This window comes from Saccharothrix australiensis (assembly GCF_003634935.1).
GTDB classification, from domain to species: domain Bacteria; phylum Actinomycetota; class Actinomycetes; order Mycobacteriales; family Pseudonocardiaceae; genus Actinosynnema; species Actinosynnema australiense.
On record NZ_RBXO01000001.1, the window covers coordinates 3,817,972 to 3,840,376 of the forward strand.

General features: G+C 74.8%; 18 protein-coding genes. 5 read left to right on the forward strand and 13 right to left on the reverse strand.

The genetic code is table 11. The annotated features are described in order from the left end of the window. The first annotated feature begins 236 nt into the window (after positions 1-236). Entirely contained in the window at positions 237-2,018 is a 1,782-nt protein-coding gene (locus C8E97_RS16485; RefSeq protein WP_121006484.1) for an ABC transporter ATP-binding protein, read from the forward strand. A gap of 106 nt (positions 2,019-2,124) precedes the next feature. On the opposite strand, the gene C8E97_RS16490 is transcribed toward C8E97_RS16485, so the two are convergent. The 13 genes from C8E97_RS16490 to C8E97_RS16550 form a co-directional block, all read right to left on the reverse strand. Continuing rightward, positions 2,125-3,156, reverse strand: a complete 1,032-nt coding sequence (locus tag C8E97_RS16490) for a glycoside hydrolase family 113 protein (protein WP_121006486.1) — start codon at positions 3,154-3,156, stop codon at positions 2,125-2,127. A gap of 17 nt (positions 3,157-3,173) precedes the next feature. Next, a complete protein-coding gene (locus C8E97_RS16495; RefSeq protein WP_121006488.1) occupies positions 3,174-4,436 on the reverse strand; it encodes an activator-dependent family glycosyltransferase in 1,263 nt (420 codons plus the stop codon). A 24-nt stretch (positions 4,437-4,460) separates the two neighbouring features. After that, positions 4,461-5,732: an activator-dependent family glycosyltransferase gene (locus tag C8E97_RS16500; RefSeq protein WP_121006490.1), complete on the reverse strand. Its 1,272-nt coding sequence runs from the start codon at positions 5,730-5,732 to the stop codon at positions 4,461-4,463. A gap of 4 nt (positions 5,733-5,736) precedes the next feature. Further along, positions 5,737-6,996, reverse strand: coding sequence for an activator-dependent family glycosyltransferase (locus C8E97_RS16505; protein ID WP_121006492.1), 1,260 nt, complete (start codon positions 6,994-6,996; stop codon positions 5,737-5,739). 10 nt (positions 6,997-7,006) lie between these two features. Continuing rightward, positions 7,007-8,275, reverse strand: coding sequence for an activator-dependent family glycosyltransferase (locus tag C8E97_RS16510; protein ID WP_121006494.1), 1,269 nt, complete (start codon positions 8,273-8,275; stop codon positions 7,007-7,009). An 18-nt stretch (positions 8,276-8,293) separates the two neighbouring features. Beyond that, positions 8,294-9,613: an activator-dependent family glycosyltransferase gene (locus C8E97_RS16515; protein WP_121006496.1), complete on the reverse strand. Its 1,320-nt coding sequence runs from the start codon at positions 9,611-9,613 to the stop codon at positions 8,294-8,296. Positions 9,614-9,633: 20 nt separating this feature from the next. After that, complete coding sequence (locus C8E97_RS16520) at positions 9,634-10,899, reverse strand: activator-dependent family glycosyltransferase (RefSeq protein ID WP_342776222.1); 1,266 nt, start codon at positions 10,897-10,899, stop codon at positions 9,634-9,636. Next, a complete protein-coding gene (locus C8E97_RS16525) occupies positions 10,896-12,161 on the reverse strand; it encodes an activator-dependent family glycosyltransferase (protein WP_121006500.1) in 1,266 nt (421 codons plus the stop codon). Before C8E97_RS16525 ends, C8E97_RS16520 begins: the two co-directional genes overlap by 4 nt. Before the next feature lie 12 nt (positions 12,162-12,173). Continuing rightward, a complete protein-coding gene (locus C8E97_RS16530) occupies positions 12,174-13,451 on the reverse strand; it encodes an activator-dependent family glycosyltransferase (protein ID WP_342776223.1) in 1,278 nt (425 codons plus the stop codon). Beyond that, positions 13,448-14,707 carry an activator-dependent family glycosyltransferase gene (locus tag C8E97_RS16535; RefSeq protein WP_121006502.1) on the reverse strand — a complete coding sequence of 420 codons (1,260 nt, stop codon included), beginning with the start codon at positions 14,705-14,707 and terminating at the stop codon, positions 13,448-13,450. Before C8E97_RS16535 ends, C8E97_RS16530 begins: the two co-directional genes overlap by 4 nt. Before the next feature lie 8 nt (positions 14,708-14,715). Beyond that, positions 14,716-15,732 (reverse strand): NAD-dependent epimerase/dehydratase, encoded by a 1,017-nt coding sequence (locus C8E97_RS16540; RefSeq protein WP_121006503.1) that lies wholly within the window; start codon positions 15,730-15,732, stop codon positions 14,716-14,718. 42 nt (positions 15,733-15,774) lie between these two features. Continuing rightward, positions 15,775-16,062, reverse strand: a complete 288-nt coding sequence (locus C8E97_RS16545) for a hypothetical protein (RefSeq protein WP_121006505.1) — start codon at positions 16,060-16,062, stop codon at positions 15,775-15,777. Positions 16,063-16,243: 181 nt separating this feature from the next. After that, positions 16,244-17,233 (reverse strand): aldo/keto reductase, encoded by a 990-nt coding sequence (locus C8E97_RS16550; RefSeq protein ID WP_121006507.1) that lies wholly within the window; start codon positions 17,231-17,233, stop codon positions 16,244-16,246. Between the two features lie 353 nt (positions 17,234-17,586). Here C8E97_RS16550 and C8E97_RS16555 point away from each other — a divergent pair, with 353 nt between their 5' ends. The 4 genes from C8E97_RS16555 to C8E97_RS16570 are packed head-to-tail and all read left to right on the forward strand — an operon-like array spanning position 17,587 to position 22,393. Further along, entirely contained in the window at positions 17,587-18,915 is a 1,329-nt protein-coding gene (locus C8E97_RS16555; protein ID WP_121006509.1) for an activator-dependent family glycosyltransferase, read from the forward strand. A gap of 15 nt (positions 18,916-18,930) precedes the next feature. Continuing rightward, entirely contained in the window at positions 18,931-19,803 is an 873-nt protein-coding gene (gene rfbA / locus C8E97_RS16560; protein ID WP_121006511.1) for a glucose-1-phosphate thymidylyltransferase RfbA, read from the forward strand. Continuing rightward, positions 19,800-20,876: an AMP-binding protein gene (locus tag C8E97_RS16565; RefSeq protein ID WP_121006513.1), complete on the forward strand. Its 1,077-nt coding sequence runs from the start codon at positions 19,800-19,802 to the stop codon at positions 20,874-20,876. The genes rfbA and C8E97_RS16565 overlap by 4 nt, the downstream gene beginning before the upstream one ends. Continuing rightward, positions 20,873-22,393 (forward strand): HAL/PAL/TAL family ammonia-lyase, encoded by a 1,521-nt coding sequence (locus C8E97_RS16570; protein ID WP_246018929.1) that lies wholly within the window; start codon positions 20,873-20,875, stop codon positions 22,391-22,393. Before C8E97_RS16565 ends, C8E97_RS16570 begins: the two co-directional genes overlap by 4 nt. The last annotated feature ends 12 nt before the right edge of the window (positions 22,394-22,405 follow it).

Below are 22,405 nucleotides of genomic sequence, written 5' to 3' on the forward strand. Positions count from 1 at the left end.
GCCATTCCCGGCCGTGCGCAAGGTTTTCCGGCGTCTATCCCGCCCGCGGGCCCGGCGGAACCGCGGATCGTCCCGCCGGCGGGACGGCCGTCGGTGGAAACCCTTCGCCGGGCCCGGCATCGCCGCGGCCGCCGGCGGTACAGTGATCGCCAGGGGATCCGCGGGGGCAGTGGTCGTGCTCGCGTCTTTCCGTGTGTCGATTCGGCGGCCGGTGCGGCTTCGACTGGAGGAACCGGGTGGAGCGGAAGGAAACCGAGACCGATCGAGCAGGCGTGTTCACGCTGTCGGCCTGGCGGGAGCTGCTGGCCTACGCCCGGCCGTACCGCGGCGCGGTGGTGCTCGGCGGCGCGCTGAGCCTCCTCGGCGGTCTGACGGGGCTGGTGGAACCGCTGGTCACCAAGGAGTTGGTGGACGCGCTGGAGCGCGGCGAGACGGTGGCGGGGCTGCTCCTGCTGTTGACCGCGGCGGTGCTCGGCAGCACGGTGGTCAACCTGCTCGGCGCGTTCCTGCTGGGCCGCACCGCCGAATCGGTGGTCCGCGACGCCAGGGTCGGCCTGATCCACCGCATCCTGCGGCTTCGGGTGCCCCAGTTCGCGCGGTTCCCGCCGGGCGACCTGATGTCCAGGGTCGGCACCGACACCACGCTGCTGAACCAGGCGGTCAGCCACGCCCTGATCGACTCGGTCAAGGGCGCCCTGATGATGATCGCCATCCTGGTCGTCATGGTGGTCATGGAGCCGGTCCTGGTGCTGGTGACGCTCGGCGTGCTCGGCGTCTGCGGTGTCCTGGTCGGGCTCCTCGCGCCGTTCTACACCCGCTACAACGTCACGGTCCAGGAGTCGCTGGGCGACATCAACAACACCCTGGAACGCGCCCTGGGCGCGTTCCGGACCATCAAGGCCACGGGTGTCGAGCGGAGGGTGGAGGCGGAGGCCGTCGCGGCGTCCGAGCGGGCCTGGAAGTACGGCGTGCGGCTGGCCGGGATGGACGGCGCGATGGGCGCGCTCGCGCTGATGGGCATCCACCTGTCGTTCCTGGCGGTGCTCGGCATCGGCGGCGCGCGGGTGGCGTCCGGCGACACCGCGATCGGCACGCTCATCGCGTTCCTGCTCTACCTGTTCTACCTGATCGAGCCGGCGACCGAGCTGATCGACTCGGTGGCGCGGTTCAGCGCGGGCGTCGCGGCGGTGCGCCGGGTCCGCGAGGTGCAGCGGCTCGACGTCGAGGCCGACGGCACGCCGACGCCGGCGGACCCGGCACCGGCCGCCGGTGCGGACCGGTGCGCGTCGCTGCGGTTCGAGGACGTCGTCTTCCGGTACCCGGACACCGAGTCGCCGGTGCACCACGGCGTCAGCTTCGACGTGCCGCCGGGCGGTGTGACCGCGTTCGTCGGCGGGTCCGGCGCGGGCAAGTCGACCATCTTCGCGTTGATCGAGCGGTTCTACGAGCCGGACGGCGGGCGCATCCTGCTCGACGGGGTGGACCTCGGCCAGTGGCCGCTGCACCGCCTGCGGTCCGGGATCGGCTACGTCGAGCAGGACGCGCCGGTGCTGGCCGGCACGCTGCGGGAGAACCTGCTGCTGGGCGTCGAGCACGCGACCGACGACGACCTCGCCGGGGTGTTGGCGAGCACCCGGCTCGACGGGCTGGTGGCGCGCCTGCCCGACGGGCTGGACACCAGGGTCGGCCACCGCGGCAGCACCCTGTCCGGCGGTGAGCGGCAGCGGGTCGCGGTCGCCCGCGCCCTGCTGCGGAAACCGCGGCTGCTGCTGCTCGACGAGGTGACCTCGCAGCTGGACGCGGTGAACGAGCTGGCGCTGCGCGAGGCGATCGAGCAGGCGGCCCGGCGCACCACGGTCCTGGTGGTCGCGCACCGGCTGTCCACGGTGACCCGCGCGGACCGGATCGTGGTGATGGACGCGGGCCGCGTGCGGGCCGTCGGCACCCACCGCGACCTGGTCGAGAGCGACGACCTCTACCGCGAGCTGGCGGCGACCCAACTGCTCACCGCCCAGTGAGCGGTGCGCGACCGACGCCCACCGCCGCCCGCGCTCACAGCGGCCGGTACGAGCGCCCGGACCAGGTGCGCCGCCCGCCCGCCCGCGCTCACAGCGCCCGGTAGCCTCACAGCGCCCGGTAGCGCTTCGCCACCTCGTGGAAGGCGGCCTTCGGCTCCCAGTGGCCGCTGGAGTAGGGCAGCTCGGCGTCCTCGGCGTGGACCTTGACCAGGGTGTAGCCCGCCCGGTCGAGGTCGAGGCGCGGGTCCGGCGAGTGCGGCGAGGCCGGCTGGATGAACTCGAACGCGAACGCGGCGAACACGCCCTCCGCGGCGTAGAGCTCGATCAGGTCGGCGAGGTAGCGGGCCTGTGCCGCCTCGTCCCTCGGCGGCGCGGACTCCCGCACCGACGTGTGGGCCGAGGCGTCCCAGGTGACCAGGCGCTGCGCCCGCGGGCCGTCCTTCTCCGCGCCCCGGTAACCGCCGCAGCCGAACTCCAGGACGGCCACCGGTTTGCCGTGCCGGTGCAGCCGGCGCAATCCCTGCCGGTAATTCGCCTCGTTGTGCTCGTGCCGGTAGTAATTCGAGCCGACGATGTCGAACAGCGTCCAGTCGACCTGCTCCCACAGGCCCGCCCCGTAGGTGAGCGGGCCCGTGAAATTCGCCCTCGCCACCGCCGCCGCGTTGGCGAGCAGGAAGTTCAGCCGCTGGTTGAACAGCGGCAGCACCGGCCACCAGCGCGGCGAGCCGAGCGGGAGGCCCTTCGCCGCCGCGTCCTCGCCGGGGATGATCCCGTCGGTGTAGAGCGAGTACTCGCACCCGACGTTGAGCACCACCCGCTCCGGGTGGCGCGCGCGCAGCCGCTCGGCGGCCCGCGCCGCGTCCGCGAGGTGGTCGAGGGTTTCCGCCGCGTCGACGTCGTACAGCCGGGGCTGGAGCCACACGTCGAGCCCGAGGGACAGCGCGATGGTCGCGGCCTCCACCAGCCGGGGGACCTCGGTGCCGTAGACGTTCACCGCCGTGCAGTGCAACTCGTCGCGGATCACCCGCAACTCCTGTTCGACGAGTTCCGTCCGCCAGATGTCGCGGGTGCACCCCTCACCGACGTAGTTGAGACCGACGGTGTAATTGATTCCTTTGTGGACCAGGCTCGACCCCATAATCCGAAAATAGCACATCAAGTGCGGTGCGCGGCCGTGCGCCGTTCGATTTCCCGGACGGCTTCGAGCGGGGACGGCATCGTTCGCATCTCTTCGCCGAGCCGTTCGGCGGAATGCTTGAACGAGGGTTCCCGGAGTATTCGGAGCAGGTTTTCCCGGATGTCCCCGGCGGTCGTCCCGGCGGGGTCCACGGCCAGTCCCGCGCCCTGCGCGGCGAGGTTGCGGGCCAGCAGCGGCTCGTCGAACTCCCACGGCAGCGCCAGCTGCGGCACGCCGTAGAACGACGTGGTGGCCAGGGTGCCGATGCCGGCGTGGTGCACGATCGCCGAGCAGGTCGGCGCGAGCGCGTGCAGCGGGACGTAGGGCACGATGGTGGCCCCGGGCGGGATGCGCCGCAGCAGCGCCCGCTCCCGGTCGGCGACCGTCGCCACGACGTCGACGTCCAGGTCCGCGAGCGAGTCGAGCACGTCCTGGAGGTCGAAGCCGTACTCGGCGGGCCGCTCGGAGAGGAGGCTGCTGCCCAGGGTGATGGCGACGCGCGGCCGTTCCGGCGGCGCCCACAGCCACCGGGGGACGCTCGCCGACCCGCCGTAGGGCACGAAGCGCACCCCGACCCGGGGCAGGTCGGTCGGGAGGGCCAGCGACGGCGGCAACAGGTCGATCGTGAAGTGCCCGGTCGCCATGTCCTCGGTGAACCCCACGCCGTACCGCCGCCCGTACCGCGTGAACGACTCGGCGAGGGCGTCGTCGCGGTCCTCCGGCGGTCGGCCGTCCCGCAGCCGCCGGAAGTGGCCCCGCGTGACGCCGAAGACGTCCAGGCTCCACAGCGCCCTGGCGTGCGCCGCGCCGCACGCCCCGGCCACGATCGGCCCGGCGTAGCTGGTCGGCTCCCACACCACCAGGTCGGGCCGCCACCAGCGGGCGTAGGCCACCAGGTCGGCCAGGATCGGCGCGGTGAACGCGGTGAACCACCACGGGACGTCCTCGCGGTACCCGTCCCGCAGGTGCTCCCAGGTGATCTTCGCCGGGTCCTCGGCCGCGTCGTACGGCGGGTTGAGGCCCGTGTCGACGTCACCCTCGGCGGGCTCCTCGGCGGACTGCGCCGCGCGGCCGGGGCGACCCACCGGTACGGCGGTCAGCCCGGCGAGGGTGATGGTGTCGGCGAACTCCGGGTTGCTCGCGACGCGCACCTCGTGGCCGGCGGCGCGGAACGCCCACGCCAACGGCACCAGCGGGTAGAAGACGGTGTTGCCAGGGTGGGTGATGAGCAGGACGCGCATGGTCGGTTGCCTCCGAGGGTTCCGTCAGCGTCGCCCGGCCGGCGCCGCGCGGTGCCGGTCGGTGAGTTCTTCCAAGTCGCGCACGACCTCGGCGGGAGTGGGCATCGAGAGCATCTCGGCGCGCAGCCGGCCCGCCGCCGCCGTGAACGACGGCTCGTCCAGCAGCCGCAGCACGTCCCGGCGCACGGTGTCGCCGGTCGCCCTGGTCGCGTGCGTGGTGAGCGCCGCGCCCTGCCGCGCGAGCAGTTCGGCGACGGCGGGCTCGTCGAACTCCCACGGCAGCGCCAACTGCGGCACGCCGTGCAGCGACGTGGTGGCCAGCGTGCCCGGACCGGCGTGGTGGATGACGGCGGCGCAGGTCGGCACGAGGTCGTCGAGCGGGGCGAACGGCACGACCGTGGCGTTGTCCGGCACGCGACCCAGCTTCGGCTGCTCCCGCTCGGCGATGGTGGCCACCACCTCCACGTCCAGGTCGGCCAGCGCGGCGAGGACGTCCCGGACGTCCAGGACGTGCCCGCCGGGGTGCTCGTGGACGACGCTGCTGCCCAGGGTGAGCGCGATCCGCCGCCGCCCGGAGGTCCGCCACAGCCACGGCCGCACGGTCGCCCGGCCGCCGTAGGGCACGTGCCGCACCGGCAGGTAGGTCAGCCGGTCGGCCTGGATGCGCAGCGACTCGGGGAACGCGGTGACGGTGAAGTGCCCGCACGCCATGTCCTCGGCGTAGTCGACGCCGTGGCGCTCGGCGTAGAAGGCGAGCCACTCGGCCAGCGGGTCCTCCCGGTCGTCCGCCGGCCGCTGGTCCCGGAGCCGCAGGTAGTGCTCGCGGGCGACGCCGAAGACGTCCCGGCTCCACAGCACCCGCGCGTGCGCCGCGCCGACCACGTGGGCCGCGATCGCCCCGGCGTAGCAGCCGGGTTCCCAGAACACCAGGTCCGGCCGCCAGCGCCGGGCGAACTCGACCAGGCCGCCGATCACCGGGAAGTTCACCGGCTTGTAGAACTCGTCGAGCTGCTGCCGGTACCCCGCCCGCAGGTGCTCCCACGTGGCCCGCTCGGGGTGGTCGGCCACGTCGTACGGCGCGGCCAGCACGTCGTCCGGCTCGTCGGGGGAGACCGGGCCCGCCACGAAGTTCCGGCCGACGGGCACCGCGGTCAGCCCGGTCTCGGCGACCAGCGGCGCGAAGTCCGGCTGGCTCGCGACGCGCACCTCGTGCCCGGCGGCGCGCAGCGCCCACGCCAGCGGCACCATGAACTGGAACAGGGTGTAGCCCGGCTCGGTGGCGAACAGGACGCGCACGGTCCTACCTCCCGGTGGTGAGTTCTTCGAGCCGCGGGACCAGCTCGTTGGGCGTGGGCATCGCGAGCATCCCGTCGCGCAGGGTCCCCGCGCCGGTGCGGAGGGCCGGGTCGTCGAGCAGGCGCAGCACCGCGTCCCGGACGGTCGCGCCGGTCGCGGCGCGGGGGTCGAGGACCAGCCCGGCGCCCTGCGCGGCGAGCCGGGCGGCCAGCGCGGGCTCGTCGAAGTCCCAGGGCAGCGCCAGTTGCGGCACCGCGTGCAGGGACGTGGTCGCGAGGGTGCCCGGTCCGGCGTGGTGCACGACCGCCGCGCACGTCGGCGCGAGGGCGTGCAGCGGGACGTAGGGGACCAGCCGCGCGTTGTCCGGCGCGCGGCCCAGCCCGTCGCGTTCGGCGTCCGCGACGGTGGCGACGACGTCGACGTCCACATCGGACAGCGCGTCCAGGATCGCGCGCAGGTTCACCGCGTAGCCGTCGTACTGGCCGGTCGCGGTGATGCCGAAGGTGAGGGCGACGCGGGGCCGCGACGGCGGCGTCCGCAGCCAGGCCGGGACCACCGCCGGCCCGCCGTAGGGCGTGTACCGCATCGACAGCGGCTCGTCGCCGGTCGGCGGGCTCGGCAGGCGCAGGGACGGCGGGAACTGGTCGACGGTGAACTGCCCGGTCACCAGCTCCTCGGAGAACGCCACGCCGTGCTTGGCCGCGTGCGCGGCCAGCCAGTCGCGGAGCGGGTCCTCGGCGTGGCCGCCGTCTGCCTTGCGGCGCAGGAACTCCCGGCGGGTCGCGCCGAAGACGTCCAGGCTCCACAGCAGGCGGCCGTGCGCCGCGCCGGCGGCCGCGGCGGCGATGGCGCCCGCGTAGCTGACCGGCTCCCACACCACCAGGTCCGGCCGCCACCACCGGGCGAAGTCCACGAGCTGGTCGACCAGGGGGAAGTTCTCCGCCTTGTGCCACCAGGTGACCTGCTGCCGGTAGCCCTCGACCAGGTGCTCCCACGTGACGTCCGGCCGTTCCACCACGTCGTAGGGCGGCAGCAGCCCCGCCCGGACCTCCCGGCGCTTGCCGGGGTCGTGCGCCAGCGCCCGCCAGATCGCGTGGTCGCGGCCCAGGGGCACCGCGGTCAGCCCCGCCTGCGTGACGGTGGCGGCGAGGTTGGGCTGGCTCGCGACGCGCACGTCGTGCCCGGCCGTGCGCAGCGCCCACGCCAGCGGCGCCATCGAGTAGAACAGGCTCCGGTCCGCGCAGACGGTGAACAGCACCCGCATCGCCTTCCCCCTACCCGGCCGCGAGTTCCACCAGCCGGGGCACCACCTCGTGCGGTGTCGGCATGGCCAGCATCTCGTCGCGCAGCGCGCCGACGCGCTCCCGGAAGGACGGCTCGCCCAGCAGGCGCAGGACGCTGTCGCGGACGGCGTCACCGGTCGCCCGGTACGCGGGGATGGCGAGCCCCGCGCCCTGCTCGGCGAGCTTGCGCGCCAGCGCCGGCTGGTCGGAGTTCCACGGCAGCGCGAGCTGGGGCACGCCGTCGAGCGTCGTGGTGCACATCGTCCCGATGCCGGCGTGGTGGATCACCGCCGCGCAGGTGGCGGTGAGCGCGTGCAGCGGGAGGAACGGGACGACCCTGGCGTTGTCCGGCACCCGCCGCAACTTGCGCTGCGCGTCCGGCGCGATCGTGGCGACCACCTCGACGTCCACGTCGGACAGCGCGTCGAGGACGTCCGACAGGTCGACCAGGTAGCCGTCCGGGCGCTCGGCCACGACGGCCTGCCCCAGCGTCAGGGCGACCCTGGGCCGCTCGGGCGGCGCGGTCAGCCACTTCGGCAGGGTGGCCGGCCCGCCGTAGGGCACGTACCGCATCGGGATGTACTCGACGTCGGCCGCGACGCGCAGCGACGGGGGCAGCTGCTCGATGGTGGCCTGCCCGGTGACCAGCTCCTCGGAGAACCGGCCGCCGTACTTGCGCGCGTAGGCGGCCAGCCAGTCGGCGAGGTGGTCGACCCGGTCGTGCGCCGGCTGCCGGTCCCGCAGCCTCCGGTAGTGGTCCCGCGCGGCGCCGAAGTAGTCCACGCTCCACAGCAGGCGGACCTGGGCCGCGCCGACGGCCGAGGCGGCGATCGCGCCCGCCGGGGACATCGGTTCCCAGATCACCAGGTCGGGCCGCCAGTGGCGGGCGAAGTCGACCAGGTCGGCGAGGAAGGGGAAGTTGCGCGCCTTGTAGAACCACGTGACGTGCGCGGCGTCGAAGCGGGCCTTGAGGTCGTCCCAGGTGATCTCGGCCGCGGGTCGCTCGATCACGTCGTACGGCTCGGGCACGCCCCGGTGGTCGGGGTAGGAGGGCTCCTCCGGCGGGTCGTCGTGGCCCGGCGGCGCGTGCTGCGTCCGGCCGACCGGCACGGCGGTCAGCCCGGTCCGGGTGATGACGTCGGCGAGCTCGGGCCAGCTCGCCACCCGCACGTCGTGGCCGGCGGCGCGCAGCGCCCAGGCCAGCGGCACCATCGCGTTCAGGATGGTGCCGCCCGGCTGGGTGGTGAACAGCACGCGCATGGGTTGGCTCCCTTCCGTTCAGGCGTCGACCGCGGCTGCGGCGAGGTCTTCCAGGCGCGCCACGACGTCGCCGGGTGAGGGCATGGCCAGCATCTCGTCGCGCAGCAGGCCGGCCCGCTCGCGGAAGGACGGCTCGCCCAGCAGGCGCAGCACGCCGTCGCGGACGGCCGGCCCGGTGACCCGGTCGGCCGGGATGGTCAGCGCCGCGCCCTGCCCGGCGAGCCGGCGCGCCAACGCGGGCTCGTCGAAGTCCACCGGCAGGGCCAGTTGCGGCACGCCGTAGGCCGACGTGGTCGCGAGCGTCCCGAAGCCGGCGTGGTGGACGACCGCGGCGCAGGTGGGCACCAGCGCGTGCAGCGGCACCCGTGGGAAGACGCGCACGTTGTCGGGCAGGTCGTCCAGCCCTTGGCGGCGCGGGTCCGCGACGGTCGCCACCACCTCGGCGTCCATTTCGGACAGCGCGGTCAGGATCTCCCGCAGCCCGGAGGCGTAGGACGAGGTCCGCTCGGCGACCTCGGTGATGCCGAGCGTCACGGCGATCCTCGGCCGCTCGGGCGGAGCGGTCAGCCACCTCGGCACGATCGCCGACCCGCCGTAGGGCACGTACCGCATCGGCACGTAGCGCAGGTCGGCCGGCGTGGCCAGCGAGGGCGGGAGCTGGTCGACGGTGAACTGCCCGGTGACCACGTCCTCGTCGAACCCGAAGCCGTACCGGCGGGCGTACCGGGCGAGCCAGTCGCCGAGCGGGTCGGCCCGGTCCTCCGGCGGCTGCCGGTCGCGCAGCCGCCGGAAGTGGTCGCGGGTGACGCCGAAGATGTCCTGACCCCACAGCAGCCGCCCGTGCGCGGCGCCGCACGCCTTCGCCGCGATCGGGCCGGCGTAGGTGATCGCGTCCCAGAGCACGAGGTCGGGCCGCCAGTGCCGGGCGAAGGCCACGAGGTCGCCGACGATCGGCACGGCGTCCGCCCGGTGCCATTCGACCGCGGTGTCCCGGTAGCCGTCGGCCAGGTGGCGCCACGTGGCCTTCTCCGGCGCGTCGGCCACGTCGTAGGGCCGGATCAGGGCCGTCGGGTCGTCCGGTGCGGCACCGGCTCCCCGGTCGGCGTCCGGTGCGGCGTCGGCGTCCGGGGCCGCGGGTCCCGGCCCGGTGACGCGCCAGAAGCTGTCGCGGTCCCGGCCGACCGGCACCGCGGTCAGGCCCGCGCCGGTGACCACGTCCGCGAGGGACGGCGAGCAGGCGACGCGCACCTCGTGGCCCGCGGTGCGCAGCGCCCAGGCCAGCGGCACCGAGGACAGGAAGATGCTCCGGTCCGACCCGGTGGCGAACAGCACGCGCATGGGTTGCTCCTCGGTGGGTTTCAGCACAGTTCGGCCAGTCGCGACGCCAGCTCGCCGGGCGAGGGCAGCGCGAGCATCTCGTCGCGCAGGTCCTCCGCCCGCCGCCCGAAGGCGGGCTCGTCCAGCAGGCGCAGCAGGTGCTCCCGCACCGCCTGCCCCGTCGCCCGGCCGGTGTCGAGCATCAGGCCCGCGCCGTGCGCGGCGAGCTTGCGCGCGTAGATCGTCTGGTCGAAGTGGAACGGGATGGCCAACTGCGGCACGCCGTGCAGCGAGGTGGTGGCCAGGGTCGCCCCGCCCGCGTGGTGGATGACCGCGGCGCACGTGGCCGTCAGGGCGTGCCACGGCACGTACGGCACCACCCGCGCGTTGTCGGGCGCCACCAGGCCGTCCCGCTGGTCGTCGGCGACCGTCGCGACCACCTCGACGTCCAGGTCGGACAGCGCGTCGAGGATCTCGCCCACGCCGACGACGTAGCCGCCGTAGTGCTCGGTCGCGCTCAACCCCATCGTCAGCGCGACCCTCGGCCGCGACGGCGGGACGCGCAGCCAGTCCGGCACGACGGCGGGCCCGCCGTAGGGCACGTGCCGCGTGCGCACGTACCGCAGGTCCGCCGACTCCTGGAGCGAGGCCGGGAACTGGTCGATGGTGAACTGCCCGGTGACCATGTCCTCGGTGAACTCGAAGCCGTACTTCTCGCCGTACCCGCCGAGCCACTCGGCGAGCGGGTCGGCGCGGTCGCCCGGCGGTCGGGACGCCCGCAGCCGCAGGAACTCGCCGCGCGCGATGCCGAAGACGTCCTGGCCCCACAGCATCCGGGCGTGCGCCGCGCCGCTCGCCTTGGCCGCGATCGCGCCGGCGAACGTCGTGGGCTCGCGGACCACCAGGTCCGGCCGCCACCAGCGGGCGAACGCCACCAGGTCGGCCGTGATCGGGAAGTTCTCGACCCGGTACCACCATTCGACGTTGTGCCGGTACGCCGACGACAGGTACGGCCAGGAAGCCTTCTCCGGGTGCTCGGCCACGTCGTAGGGCGGGGGCAGGCCGGCCCGCCCGGCCTCGCGGACGGCCTGGTCCTCCAGCTCCAACGTCGGCGTGTCGCGGCCGACCGGCACCGCGGTCAGGCCGGCCTGCGTGATGACGTCGGCGAACTTCGGCTGGGCGGCCACGCGGACGTCGTGGCCGGCGGTGCGCAGCGCCCACGCCATCGGCGCGAAGTACTGGAAGATGCTCTTGTTCGGGCACGTCGCGAACAGCACGCGCATGTGCTTCCCCCTCGGCTCGGTCATCGGGCGTCGCGGTACCGGTCGACCAGGCCCTCGATCCCGCCGACGGCCTCGGTGGGCGACGGCGTGGCCAGCACGTCGTCGCGCAGCCGGACCGCGGCGTCGCGGAAACCCGGCTCCCGCAGCAGCCGCAGCACGGCGTCCCGGACGTGCTCGCCGGTCGCCTCCGTCGAGTGGATCGCGATGCCCGCGCCCTGCGCGGCGAGGGCGCGGCCGAGCGCGGGCTGGTCGAAGTGGAAGGGCAGCGCCAACTGCGGCACCGCGTGCAGGCTGGTGGTGGCCAGGGTCGCCGCGCCGGCGTGGTGGATGACCGCCGCGCACGTCGGCACCAGGGCGTGCAGCGGGACGTACGGCACGATCCGCGCGTTGCCCGGCGTCGCGCCGAGCCGGTCGCGCACCCGGTCGGCGATGGTGGCCACGACCTCCACGTCGAGGTCGGCCAGCGCGTCGAGGATGTCACCGACGCCCACCGTGTAGCCGTCGAACCGCTCGGTGGCCGACAGCCCGAGCGTCAGCGCGACCCTCGGCCTGCCGTCGGACTGCCACAGCCACTTCGGCACCACGGCCGGCCCGCCGTAGGGCACGTAGCGCACCGGCACGTAGTGCAGGTCGGCGGGCGTCCGCAGCGGGCCGGGGATCTGGTCGATGGTGAAGTGGCCGGTGACCATGTCCTCGGCGAACCCGAAGCCGTACTTGTCGGCGTAGCCGCCGAGCCAGTCGGCCAGCGGGTCGGCGCGGTCGGTCCGGTCCCGGCCGAGGCGGAGGAAGTGGTCGCGGGTCACGCCGAAGACGTCGACGCTGTAGAGCATCCGGGCGTGCGCGGCGCCCACCGCCTTGGCCGCGATCGGGCCGGCGAACGTCGTCGGCTCCCAGACGACCAGGTCGGGCCGCCAGTACCGGGCGTAGTCGACCAGCTCGGTGACCAGCGGGACGCTCTTCATCCGGAACCACCAGTCGACCTGTCGCGCGTAGCCCGCGCTCAGGTGCTCCCAGGTGATCAGGTCCGGCTCGTCGACCACGTCGAAGGGCGCGGGCAGCCCCGCGCGCGTCGCGTCCCGCTCCCGCGTCCGGTGCTCGGCCAGCCGCCAGATGTCGCGGTCGCCGCCGACCGGCACGGCGGTCAGGCCGGCCTGCGTGACGACGTCGGCGAACTTCGGCTGGGTCGCCACGCGGACGTCGTGGCCCGCGGTGCGCAGCGCCCACGCCATCGGCGCGAAGTACTGGAAGATGGTCTTCTCCGGGTAGCTGACGAACAGGACGCGCATCCGGTGTGCTCCTCAGGCGGCGGTGACGCGGTGCTTCGCGGTCAGTTCCTCCAAGGCGCCGACCAGGTCGCCGGGCCCCGGCATGGCCAGCAGCTCGGCGCGCAGCGCGTGGGCCCGCTCGCCGAAGCCCGGCTCGGTCAGCAGCCGCAGCAGGTGGTCCCGGACGGCGGTGCCGGTGACCTGGTCGGGCGGCAGGGTCAGCCCCGCGCCCTGGGCGGCCAGGGCGCGGGCCACGATCGGCTCGTCGAAGTGGAAGGGCAGGCTGAGCTGCGGCACGCCGTGCAGGCTCACCGTCGCCAGCGTCGCCGCGCCCGCGTGGTGGACGACCGCCGCGCAGGTGGGCGCGAGGTCGTGCAGCGGCACGTAGGGCACCACCCGCGCGTTGGGCGGTATGCGGTCCAGCGCGCGCTTCTGCTCGTCGCCGATCGTCGCGACGACCTCGACGTCCAACTCGCCCAACGTGTCCAAAATGGACTGCACGGGCACGGTGTAGCCGCCGAAGGAGTCGGTGGCGGCGAGGCCGAAGGTCAGCGCGACCCGGGGCGACCGCGGGTCCTCGCGGAGCCACCGGGGCACCACGGCCGCGCCGCCGTGGGGCGTGTAGCGCAGCGGGACGCGGTGCAGCCCGGTCGGCAGGGCCAGCGACGCGGGCAGCTGGTCGATGGTGAACTGGCCGGTGGCCATGTCCTCGGAGTACTCGGCCCCGTGGTGCCGGGCGTTGGCCCCGAGCCAGTCGGCCAGCGGGTCGGCGCGGTCCTCGGGCGGCCGCTGCTCGCGCAGCCGCAGGAAGTGCTCGCGGGTGACGCCGAAGACGTCCGTGCCCCACAGCAACCTGCCGTGCGCCGCGCCGACCGCCTTGGCCGCGATCGCGCCCGCGTAGCTGGTGGGCTCCCACAGCACGAGGTCCGGCCGCCAGTGCCGGGCGAAGTCCACCAGGCCGGCGATCACCGGGACGTTCTCCGCCTTGTGCCACCAGGTGACCTCCCGGTCGTACCCGGCCTTCAGGCGCTCCCACGCGACCTCGTCGCGCGGCGTGCCCGCCGCGTCGTACGGCGGGCGCAGGCCCGGCCGCGCGGCCTGGATCCGCTCCGGCGAGACCCGCGCCCAGGGGTCGCGGTCGCTGCCGACCGGCACGGCGGTCAGGCCCGCCTGCGTGATGACGTCGGCGAAACCCGGCCGGGCGGCCACCCGCACCTCGTGGCCCGCCGTGCGCAGCGCCCAGGCCAGCGGCGCCAGCGTCAGCAGGTAGCTCCGCACCGCGGAGGTGGTGAACAGGACCCGCACGGTCACCCTCCCGATCGTTGTCCGGCGACGAGCGCCACCAGCCGCCCGACGACCTCGTGCGGCGCGGGCATGGCCAGCATCTCGGCGCGCAAGCGGTCCGCCGCGCGCCCGAACGCGGCGTCGCCGAGCAGGCGCAGCAGGTGGTCGCGGATGCTCCGCCCGCTCGCGCGGGTGGAGTGCAGCACCACGCCCGCGCCCCGCTCCGCGACGCGGTCGGCCAGCGGCGGGTCGTCGGCGTGCACGGGCAGCACCAGTTGGGGCACGCCGTGCAGGGCGGCGGCGGCCAGCCCGGCGGGGCCGGGGTGGTGCACGACGGCCGCGCAGCCGGGCAGGAGCGCGGACAGCGGCAGCGGTGGCACGGCGACCGCGTTGGCGGGCAACCGGGCCGGCGGGTCGCCGTCGAGCGCGGCCACCACCTCGACGTCGAGGTCGCCCAGCGCGTCCAGGATCTCCGCCGCGCGCACCGGGTAGCCGCCGAACGCCTCGCCGCCCGTGCCGCCGAGCGCGACGAGGACCCTGGGCCGGTCCGGCGCGCCGGGCAGGTGGGCCGGCGTCGTCACGGGCCCGTCGTAGGGCACGTGGCGCATCGGGACGCGCCGCACGTCGGCGGACATGCGCAGCGAGTCGGGCAGCGGGTCGATCGTGACGTCGCCGCGCGTCATGTCCTCGCTGAACCCCACGCCGAAGCGACCGGCCTGCTGCCCCAGCCAGTCGGCCAGCGCGTCGCCCCGCGCGCGGCGCGGCTGCCGCGCCCGCAGCCGCAGGTAGCGGTCGCGGGTGACGCCGAAAACGTCCAGGCCCCACAGCAGGCGGGCGTGCGCCGCGCCGACGGCCTTGGCCGCGATCGCGCCCGCGAAGGTGGTGGGCTCCCAGACGACCAGGTCCGGCCGCCAGTGCCGGGCGAACGCCACCAGGTCGCCGACCACCGGGAAGGCGTCCATCTTGTGCCACCACGTGACGTGGTAGTCGTAGGCGGCCTTCAGGTGCTCCCACGGCACGTCCGGCTCCACCGCCGCGTCGTACGGCGCGAGCAGCGCCGTCCGCAGCGCCGCCAGCTCCGCGGGCCGGGTCTCGAACGACTGCCAGATGTCGCGGTCCCGGCCGACCGGCACCGCGGTCAGCCCCGCCCGCGTGACCTCGCCGGTCAGCGCGGGCGGGACGGCCACCCGGACCTCGTGCCCGGCGGTGAGCAGCGCCCACGCCAGCGGCACCGTGCTCCGGAACACCGTCGGCTCGGGGACCGTGGTGAACAGCACGCGCATTGGGCCGGTCACCGCGACGACGCGGCCGGCGCGCCCGCCTCCGCGGCCACCGCGGCGACGGCGCGGTCCAGCGCCTCGTCCAGCGCGACCGTCGGCACCCAGCCGGTGGCGCGCCGGAACGCGGCGGGGTCGAGCACGAAGTCGATCAGGTCGGTCGGGCTGGAGTGGTCGGCGGGCTCCACCCGCAGCAGCGGCACCGGCGCCTGCCCGGTGTGCGCCGACACCTTCCCGATCAGCGCCCGGAACAGGTCGCCGACCGCGGTGGCCACGCCGGTGCCGACCAGCCAGTGCCCGCCGGCCAGCGCGTCCGCGTGGTCGACCGCGGCGGTGAAGGCGCGGGCGGCGTCGTCCACGCACAGCAGGTCCCGCTTGACCGTGCCGTCGTGCCACATGGTCAGCGGCTGGCCGGCCAGCGCGCGCCGGATCATCGCCGCCACGACGCCCCGGTCCAGTGCCGTGCCGTCCGTGCCCCGCGTGAACAGCGTCGCCAGGCGCAGCGTGATCGCCCGGAGCACCCCGTCGGCGTCGGCCGCCTTCAGCGCCTGCTCCGCGGCCAGCTTCTGCCGGTCGTACACGGTCAGCGGCTCGTCCGGGTGGGTCTCGTCGATCCGCGCCGAGCGTGGCCGGCCGACCTGCGACATGGAGCCGGCGAACACCACCACCGGCGGCCGGTCGCGCGGCCGTGCCCGGCAGGCGTCGACCAGGTCGCGCACCAGCCCGAGGTTGACCCGCTCGGCGAGCCGGTCGCCCGCGCTCACCCGCCAGGTGGCCGGGCCCGCGATGTGCGCGACGAGGTGGATCACCACGTCGGCGTCGGCCACCGCGGCGGCGAGCGCGCCGGGCTCGGTCAGGTCGCTGCGCACGACCTCCACCTCGGCCCGGCAGCCGGGCGGTACCGCCGTCCGCCTGCGGCCGACGGCCCGCAGCCGCACCGGCCGGTCGGCGAGCTGCCTGGTGACCGCGGTGCCCAGCAGCCCCGACGCGCCGAGCACGACGACCAACGGCTTGGCGATGCCCTGTGTCACGGATTCTCCCCTGAGTCTCGCACCGCGGCCCTTTCCGCTCGTTCAGTCGGCTCGGTGGCTTTCGCCGTCCGGTCGGTCGTCGCCGGCCGCGGCCAATCGGACGATGATTTCCGCCAGATCCTCGAATTCCTCGCCGGTGAACTGCTCAAGGTCCTCGATCAGCTTGACGCCGTAGATGTTCTCCAGTTCGAGGACGATCTGGACGAGGGAGAAGGAATCGAGGTCGCGAATACCGTCCGGCACCGGCACGTCCGGTTGTTCCGCGCAGATCGTCCGGGCGGTCTCGGCGACCGTCCGGGTGACTTCGTCCTTGTCGAGGATAGCGGTCATCGCGGGCAGAACCTTCCTGGTGGGTGTGCTGATTTCGCCGGGAACCGGTGTCCCGGTGGATTCGTACCGCCGGCGGGACGGCGGCGCGCGGGCGCCGTCGCGCGTCCGGGCGGCGCGGCGGCCGGCCAGCCTGCGCGGCGGGTGGCCTGCGCGGCGGGTGGCCTGCGCGGCGGGTGGCCGGCTACCGGGCGCCGACCCGCCGCCCGAAGTTGTCGGTCGACCGCCAGCGGTCCCACTGCATCCGGCCGGTGGGCACCGGCAGCGCGTCGAGTTCGCGGAGGTCCTCCGGGCCGAGCCGCACGTCGAGCGCGGCCACGTTCTCCTCCAGCCGGCGCAGCGTCCGGGTGCCCGGTATCGGCACCACGCGGTCGCCCTGGGCCAGCACCCACGCGATCGCGACCTGGGCGGGCGTCGCGCCGACCCGCTCGGCGACCGACCGCACGCCCTCGACGATCGGCCGGTTGGCCGCCAGCGCGTCGGCGGTGAACCTCGGGTCGCTGGACCGGGAGTCGCCGACGCCGACGCCGTCGACGCCGCCCGTGAGGTAGCCCCGGCCGATCGGCGCGAACGCCACGAACGCCACGCCGTTGGCCTGGCACCAGGGCAGCACGTCGGCGCGCAACTGGGGCGCCAGGATGGACAGCTCGTACTGCACGGCGGCCAGCGGGAACAGCGAGTGCACCAGGGCCAGCTCGGGCACGGTCGCGTGCGAGATGCCCAGCGCGCGCACCTTGCCCTCGGCGACGAGGTCCGCCATCGCGCCCCAGGTCTCCTCCAGCGGCACCGCCGGGTCGACCCGGTGCAGCTGGTACAGGTCGATCACGTCCACGCCCAGCCGGCGCAGCGAGCCCTCGCAGGCGGCCCGGATGTGCTCGGGCCTGCCGTCGCGGCTCAGCGCGCCGTCGGGCCCCGGCACCAGGCCGCACTTGGTGGCGATGACGGCCCGGTCGCGACGGCCGCGCAACGCCCGGCCGAGCAGCTGCTCGTTGCTGAACGGCCCGTAGATGTCCGCCGTGTCGAACAGCGCGACGCCGAGGTCGAGCGCCCGGTGGACGACCTGGATCGACTCCCGGTCGTCGCGGGTGGCCGGCGCGTAGCCGCCCGTCATCGACATGCAGCCGAGACCGGTCCGGCCGAGTTCGAGGTTTGCATCGATCGGAGTTTTCCGCATTGGGAACCTGCACATCTTCATAGACGGGAGGGAGGTGCACCTGACGGAATGCGGCCGAGCGGTGCGATCCGGCCGTGCCGGCCGGTGCTCCGGGAATCATGTCCCAGTGCGCGCGGCGGTGGCAATGACCGGGCTCGGCCGTTTTCGGTGAATCCCGGCGCGATCGCCCGCGGATACCGCCGTCCCGCCGGCGGGACGCCGCCGCCCGCCGCCCTTGGCACCGTCGCCGGCGCGGTATTAGATTGCGGAGGTGTTCGCCCGCCGCGCCAACGGCGTCGCCCCGCGAACACCGGAGCACGCTTCCCGGCGCGCCCGGTCGAATACCGTCGGCTGTCTGTGCCGAGAGGAAATCCATGCGGGTCCTGTTCACCACGTACGCGGTGAAGACGCATTTCCAGGCGATGGTGCCGCTGGCGTGGGCGCTGCGCAACGCCGGGCACGAGGTGCGGGTGGCCAGCCAGCCGGAGCTGACCGACGTGATCACCGGCGCGGGCCTCACCGCGGTGCCGGTCGGCACGGACCACGCGCTGTGGCGCACCGCGAACCGGTTCCTCACCCGCCGCTACGCCGAGCTGAACCCCGAGGTGCACCGGTCGGTCCGCGAGGCGCGGGTGCTGCCGTTCGACCAGGCGGACACCGCGCCGGAGCGGCTGACGTGGGACGACCTCGCGCCCGCCTACGACAACCTCGTCCGGTCGTGGTACCGGGTCGTCAACGGCACCATGGTCGACGACCTGGTCGACTTCGCCCGGCACTGGCGTCCCGACCTGGTGATCTGGGAGCCGAACAGCTACGCGGGGTCGATCGCCGCGCGGGTCGTCGGCGCCGCGCACGCCCGGCTGCTGTGGGGCGTGGACGTCTTCGCCGTCACCAGGGCGCGCCTGCTCCGCCTGCGCGACGGGCGGCCCGCCGACGACCGCGCCGACGTGCTGGGTGAGTGGCTGGCGGAGCAGCTCGGCGCGCACGGCGCGGACTTCACCGAGGACGTGGTCACCGGCCACTTCACCATCGACCAGCTGCCCTCCCCGCTGCGGATGACCGCCGACCTGCACTACGTGCGCATGGGGTACCGGCCCTACAACGGCACGGCGGTGGTGCCCCGGTGGCTGTGGGCGCCGCCGGAGCGGCCGAGGGTCGCGCTGACCCTCGGCGTCACGTCGACGGAGGGCTTCGGCGGGTACGGCGTCGGCGTCCAGGACGTGCTCGACTCGTTGGCGGACCTCGACATCGAGATCGTCGCCACGGTGGCCGACCGCGAGCGGCACCGGCTGCGGTCGGTGCCCGCCAACACCAGGGTCGTCCCGTCCGTGCCGCTGCACGCGCTGCTGCCGAGCTGCGCCGCGGCCATCCACCACGCGGGTTTCGGCACCCTGTCCACCTCGCTGTACTACGGGGTGCCGCCGATGTCGCTGCCCGAGCGGTTCGACGAGCCGCTGCTGGCGCGCCGGGTCGCGGCGCACGGCGCGGGACTGTCGGTGCACATGTCCGAGGCCACCGGCGAGCAGGTGCGCGCCGGCGTCCAGCGGCTGCTGGCCGAACCGTCGTTCCGGCAGCGCATCGCACCGCTGCGGGCCGAACTGCTCGCCCTGCCGTCACCAGCGGACCTGGTGGCGCGCCTGGAAGAACTCGCCGCGGGGTACCGCACCGGCGTCGCCGCCGCCCGGCGGTCCGCCGCCCTCTGAACGAAACGGACCGTGATGAAGGGGATCATCCTCGCCGGCGGGAGCGGGACCCGGCTCTACCCGCTCACCGCCGCCACCTCCAAGCAGCTGCTGCCGGTCTACGACAAGCCGCTGGTCTACTACCCGCTGTCCGTGCTGATGCTCGCGGACATCCGCGAGGTGCTGATCATCTCGACCCCGGCGAGCGTGCCCGTGATGCGGGAGCTGCTCGGCGACGGCGCGCACCTGGGCCTGGACATCAGCTACGCCGTGCAGACCGAGCCGCGCGGGATCGCCGACGCGTTCCTGCTCGGCGCCGACCACATCGGCGGCGGCGACTCGGCGCTCATCCTGGGCGACAACATCTTCCACGGCACCGGGTTCCCCGGCCTGCTGCGCGACTCGCGCAAGAACCTCGACGGCTGCACGCTGTTCGGCTACCCGGTGTCCGACCCGCAGCGCTACGGCATCGGCGAGCTGGACGCGCGGGGCGAGCTGGTCTCGATCGAGGAGAAGCCCGCGCGGCCCCGGTCGGACAACGCGATCACCGGGCTGTACTTCTACGACTCCGACGTGGTCGAGATCGCCAGGGGGCTGCGGCCGTCGGCGCGGGGCGAGCTGGAGATCACCGACGTGAACCGGGCGTACCTGGCGGCGGGCCGGGCGCGCCTGGTCCGGCTCGGCCGCGGCTTCACCTGGCTGGACGCCGGCACGCACCAGTCGCTGCTGGAGGCGGGCCAGTACGTGCAGGTGCTGGAGAACCGGCAGGGCGTACGGGTCGCCTGCCTGGAGGAGATCGCGCTGCGCATGGGATTCATCACCGCGGACGAGTGCTACGCGCTCGGCGAGCGGATGGCGAACTCCCAGTACGGCCAGTACGTCATGGCCGTGGCGAGGTCGGCGGCATGAGCGATCCCGCCGGCGGGACACCGCGAGGGACCGGTGGCTTCCCCGCGCGCGCACCGGAGGAGCTGCTGGCCGCCGGGTTCGACGCGCTCGCCGACCGGCCCTGGTCGGCGCGCTGGGACGAGGTCGCCGACGTCGAGCGGCTGGTGCTCGGGTCGTTGCCGGACACCGTCGTCCTGCACACCTCCGGCACCACGGGCGAGCGCCGCGCGTGGCCGCGCACGCGGGAGCAGCTGTGGGCCGAGGCCGGTCTGCTCGCGGACCTGCTGCGCCCGTACCGCCCCGAAGCCGCGGTGTCCTTCGCGCCGCCACGGCACCTCTACGGCGCGCTGGTGAGCGTGCTGGTGCCCGCCCGGCTGGGCGTGCGCGCCTGGTATCGGCCGGGGTTCTTCGGCGCGCTGCCGCCGGTGGCCGGCCTGCGGGTGGCCGTGATGGCGGTGCCGTGGACCTTCCGGCTGCTGCTGGAGCACCCGGCCTGGGTGGACTCCGCCGCGGACCTCACGGTGCTGCACAGCACCGCCGTCCTGCCCGCGTCGGCGGAGGAGTTCCGCGTGGCGACGGGCGGCGCGCGGATCGTGGAGGTGTTCGGCTCGACCGAGACCGGCGGCATCGCGCACCGCCGGTGGCGAGGCGGCAACCCGCTGTGGGAGCTGTTCCCGGACGTCACCGCGGTGGCCGGCGGCGACGGCGAGGTGCCGCTGGAGGTGCGCAGCCCGCGCCTGGCCGGTGGCGCGCGGTCGCTGCGCACGGACGACTTCGTGGAGCTGGTGGACGACCGGCGGTTCCGGTTCGGCGGTCGGCGCGGCCGGCTGGTGAAGGTCAACGGCCGCCGCCTCAACCTGGACGAGCTGGAGGTGGCGCTCCAGGGCGCGGTGCGGTGCGCCGACCTGGCGCTGGTGCCGGTCGCGGACCCGCTGGTCGGCGAGCACGTCGACCTGCACCTCGTGCCCGTGCCCGGCGAGGACCCGGACCTGGCCGCCGCGTTCGACCTGATCGGGCTGCGCCCGCGCCGGGTGCTGCGGGTCGGGCGGATCGACCGCACCGAGACCGGGAAGATGCGGCGGGTCGGCTCGTGAGCGGGCTGGCGGCGCTGGTCCGGCGTGCGGGCTGGGACGCGGTGCTGGCCGCCTGCGGCCCCGAGGACCGGGGCCGGATGGCCGAGAGCGCCGCGACGGTGGACAAGGCGCTGGCGGCGGGCGCGCCGGTCTACGGCCTGACCCGTGGTTTCGGGCCCCTGGTCGAGTACGCGGCCGGCTCCGAGGCCGACCAGGGCAGCGGCCTGATCGCGCACCTGGGCACGGGGCAGGGCAGGCCGCTGGACCCGGACACCTGCCGGTTGGTGGTGTGGCTGCGGCTGACCAGCATGCGCAAGGGCTTCTCGCCGGTGTCGCCGGAGTTCTGGCAGGTGCTGGCGGACCTGTGGAACCGCGGGTTCACCCCGGCGATACCCCGCGACGGCACGGTGAGCGCGAGCGGCGACCTCCAGCCGCTGGCGCACGCGGCCCTCGCGCACTCGGGCGTCGGCGAGGCGTGGGTCCGCAACGGTCCGGAGTGGACGGTGCACCCCGCCGCCGAGGTGCTCGCGGAGCTGGGCGTCGAGCCGGTGGCGTGGCCGGTGCGGGAAGCGCTGGCCTTCGTCAACGGCACCGGCGCGAGCCTGGCGGTCGCCATCCGCAACCAGCGCTCCGCGGTGCGGCTGGTCCGCGCGGGCGCGCTGCTCACCGCGCGCCTGGTGGTGCTGCTGCGCGCCAACCCGGAGCACTACCGGCGCGGGGTCGACGCGGCGCGCGGGCAGCCCGGCCAGGCCACCGTGGCGGCCTGGCTGCGCGACCACCTGCCCGCCGACCTGGTCCGCGACCCGGACCGGCCGCTCCAGGAGCCCTACAGCCTGCGGTGCGCGCCGCAGGTGCTCGGCGCGGTGCTCGACCAGCTCGGCGCGGCGGGCGACGTGCTGCTGCGCGAGGCGGACGGCTGCACCGACAACCCGCTCACCTTCGGGGGAGAGGTGCTGCACGGCGGCAACTTCCACGCGATGCCGGTGGGACTGGCGTCCGACCAGATCGGGCTCGCCGTGCACCAGGCCGCGTACCTGGCGGAGCGGCAGCTCGCCGTGCTGGTCGACCCGCAGCGCAACGGCGGCCTGCCGCCGATGCTCACGCCCCGGCCGGGCCGGGGCAGCGGGCTGGCGGGGGTCCAGGTCAGCGCCACCTCGTTCGTGTCGCGGATCCGGCAGCTCGCGTACCCGGCGTCGCTGACCGCGTTGCCCACCAACGGGTGGAACCAGGACCACGTGCCGATGGCGCTCAACGGGGCCAACTCCGCGGCCGAGGCGCTGGACCTGGCGTGGCTCGTGGTCGGCTCGCTCGCGGTGGGCGTCGCGCAGCTCGCGGCGCTGACCGGTGACCGGCCGCGCGCGGGCGGGCTCTGGGCGGAGCTGGCCGCGATCAGCCCGCCGCTGGCCGCGGACCGGCCGCTGGCGGCCGAGGTCCGCGCCGCCCGCGACCTGCTCACCACCGCCGCCGCGGAATTGCTCGACGATTCCGCCGCGATCGACCCGGACCGTTTTAGGTCCGCTGTGGTAGAAGTTTCGTGAGAAGAAAACCGG

What these genes read in the sequence shown, in the direction of transcription:
- C8E97_RS16490 (WP_121006486.1), bottom strand. Translation starts at nt 3,156, where the DNA reads ATGGGGTCGAGCCTGGTCCACAAAGGAATCAATTACACCGTCGGTCTC.
- C8E97_RS16495 (WP_121006488.1), bottom strand. Translation starts at nt 4,436, where the DNA reads ATGCGCGTCCTGCTCATCACCCACCCTGGCAACACCGTCTTCTACCCG.
- C8E97_RS16505 (WP_121006492.1), bottom strand. Translation starts at nt 6,996, where the DNA reads ATGCGGGTGCTGTTCACCGTCTGCGCGGACCGGAGCCTGTTCTACTCG.
- C8E97_RS16510 (WP_121006494.1), bottom strand. Translation starts at nt 8,275, where the DNA reads ATGCGCGTGCTGTTCACCACCCAGCCGGGCGGCACCATCCTGAACGCG.
- C8E97_RS16515 (WP_121006496.1), bottom strand. Translation starts at nt 9,613, where the DNA reads ATGCGCGTGCTGTTCGCCACCGGGTCGGACCGGAGCATCTTCCTGTCC.
- C8E97_RS16520 (WP_342776222.1), bottom strand. Translation starts at nt 10,899, where the DNA reads ATGACCGAGCCGAGGGGGAAGCACATGCGCGTGCTGTTCGCGACGTGC.
- C8E97_RS16525 (WP_121006500.1), bottom strand. Translation starts at nt 12,161, where the DNA reads ATGCGCGTCCTGTTCGTCAGCTACCCGGAGAAGACCATCTTCCAGTAC.
- C8E97_RS16535 (WP_121006502.1), bottom strand. Translation starts at nt 14,707, where the DNA reads ATGCGCGTGCTGTTCACCACGGTCCCCGAGCCGACGGTGTTCCGGAGC.
- C8E97_RS16545 (WP_121006505.1), bottom strand. Translation starts at nt 16,062, where the DNA reads ATGACCGCTATCCTCGACAAGGACGAAGTCACCCGGACGGTCGCCGAG.
- C8E97_RS16550 (WP_121006507.1), bottom strand. Translation starts at nt 17,233, where the DNA reads ATGCGGAAAACTCCGATCGATGCAAACCTCGAACTCGGCCGGACCGGT.
- C8E97_RS16555 (WP_121006509.1), top strand. Translation starts at nt 17,587, where the DNA reads ATGCGGGTCCTGTTCACCACGTACGCGGTGAAGACGCATTTCCAGGCG.
- rfbA (WP_121006511.1), top strand. Translation starts at nt 18,931, where the DNA reads ATGAAGGGGATCATCCTCGCCGGCGGGAGCGGGACCCGGCTCTACCCG.
- C8E97_RS16565 (WP_121006513.1), top strand. Translation starts at nt 19,800, where the DNA reads ATGAGCGATCCCGCCGGCGGGACACCGCGAGGGACCGGTGGCTTCCCC.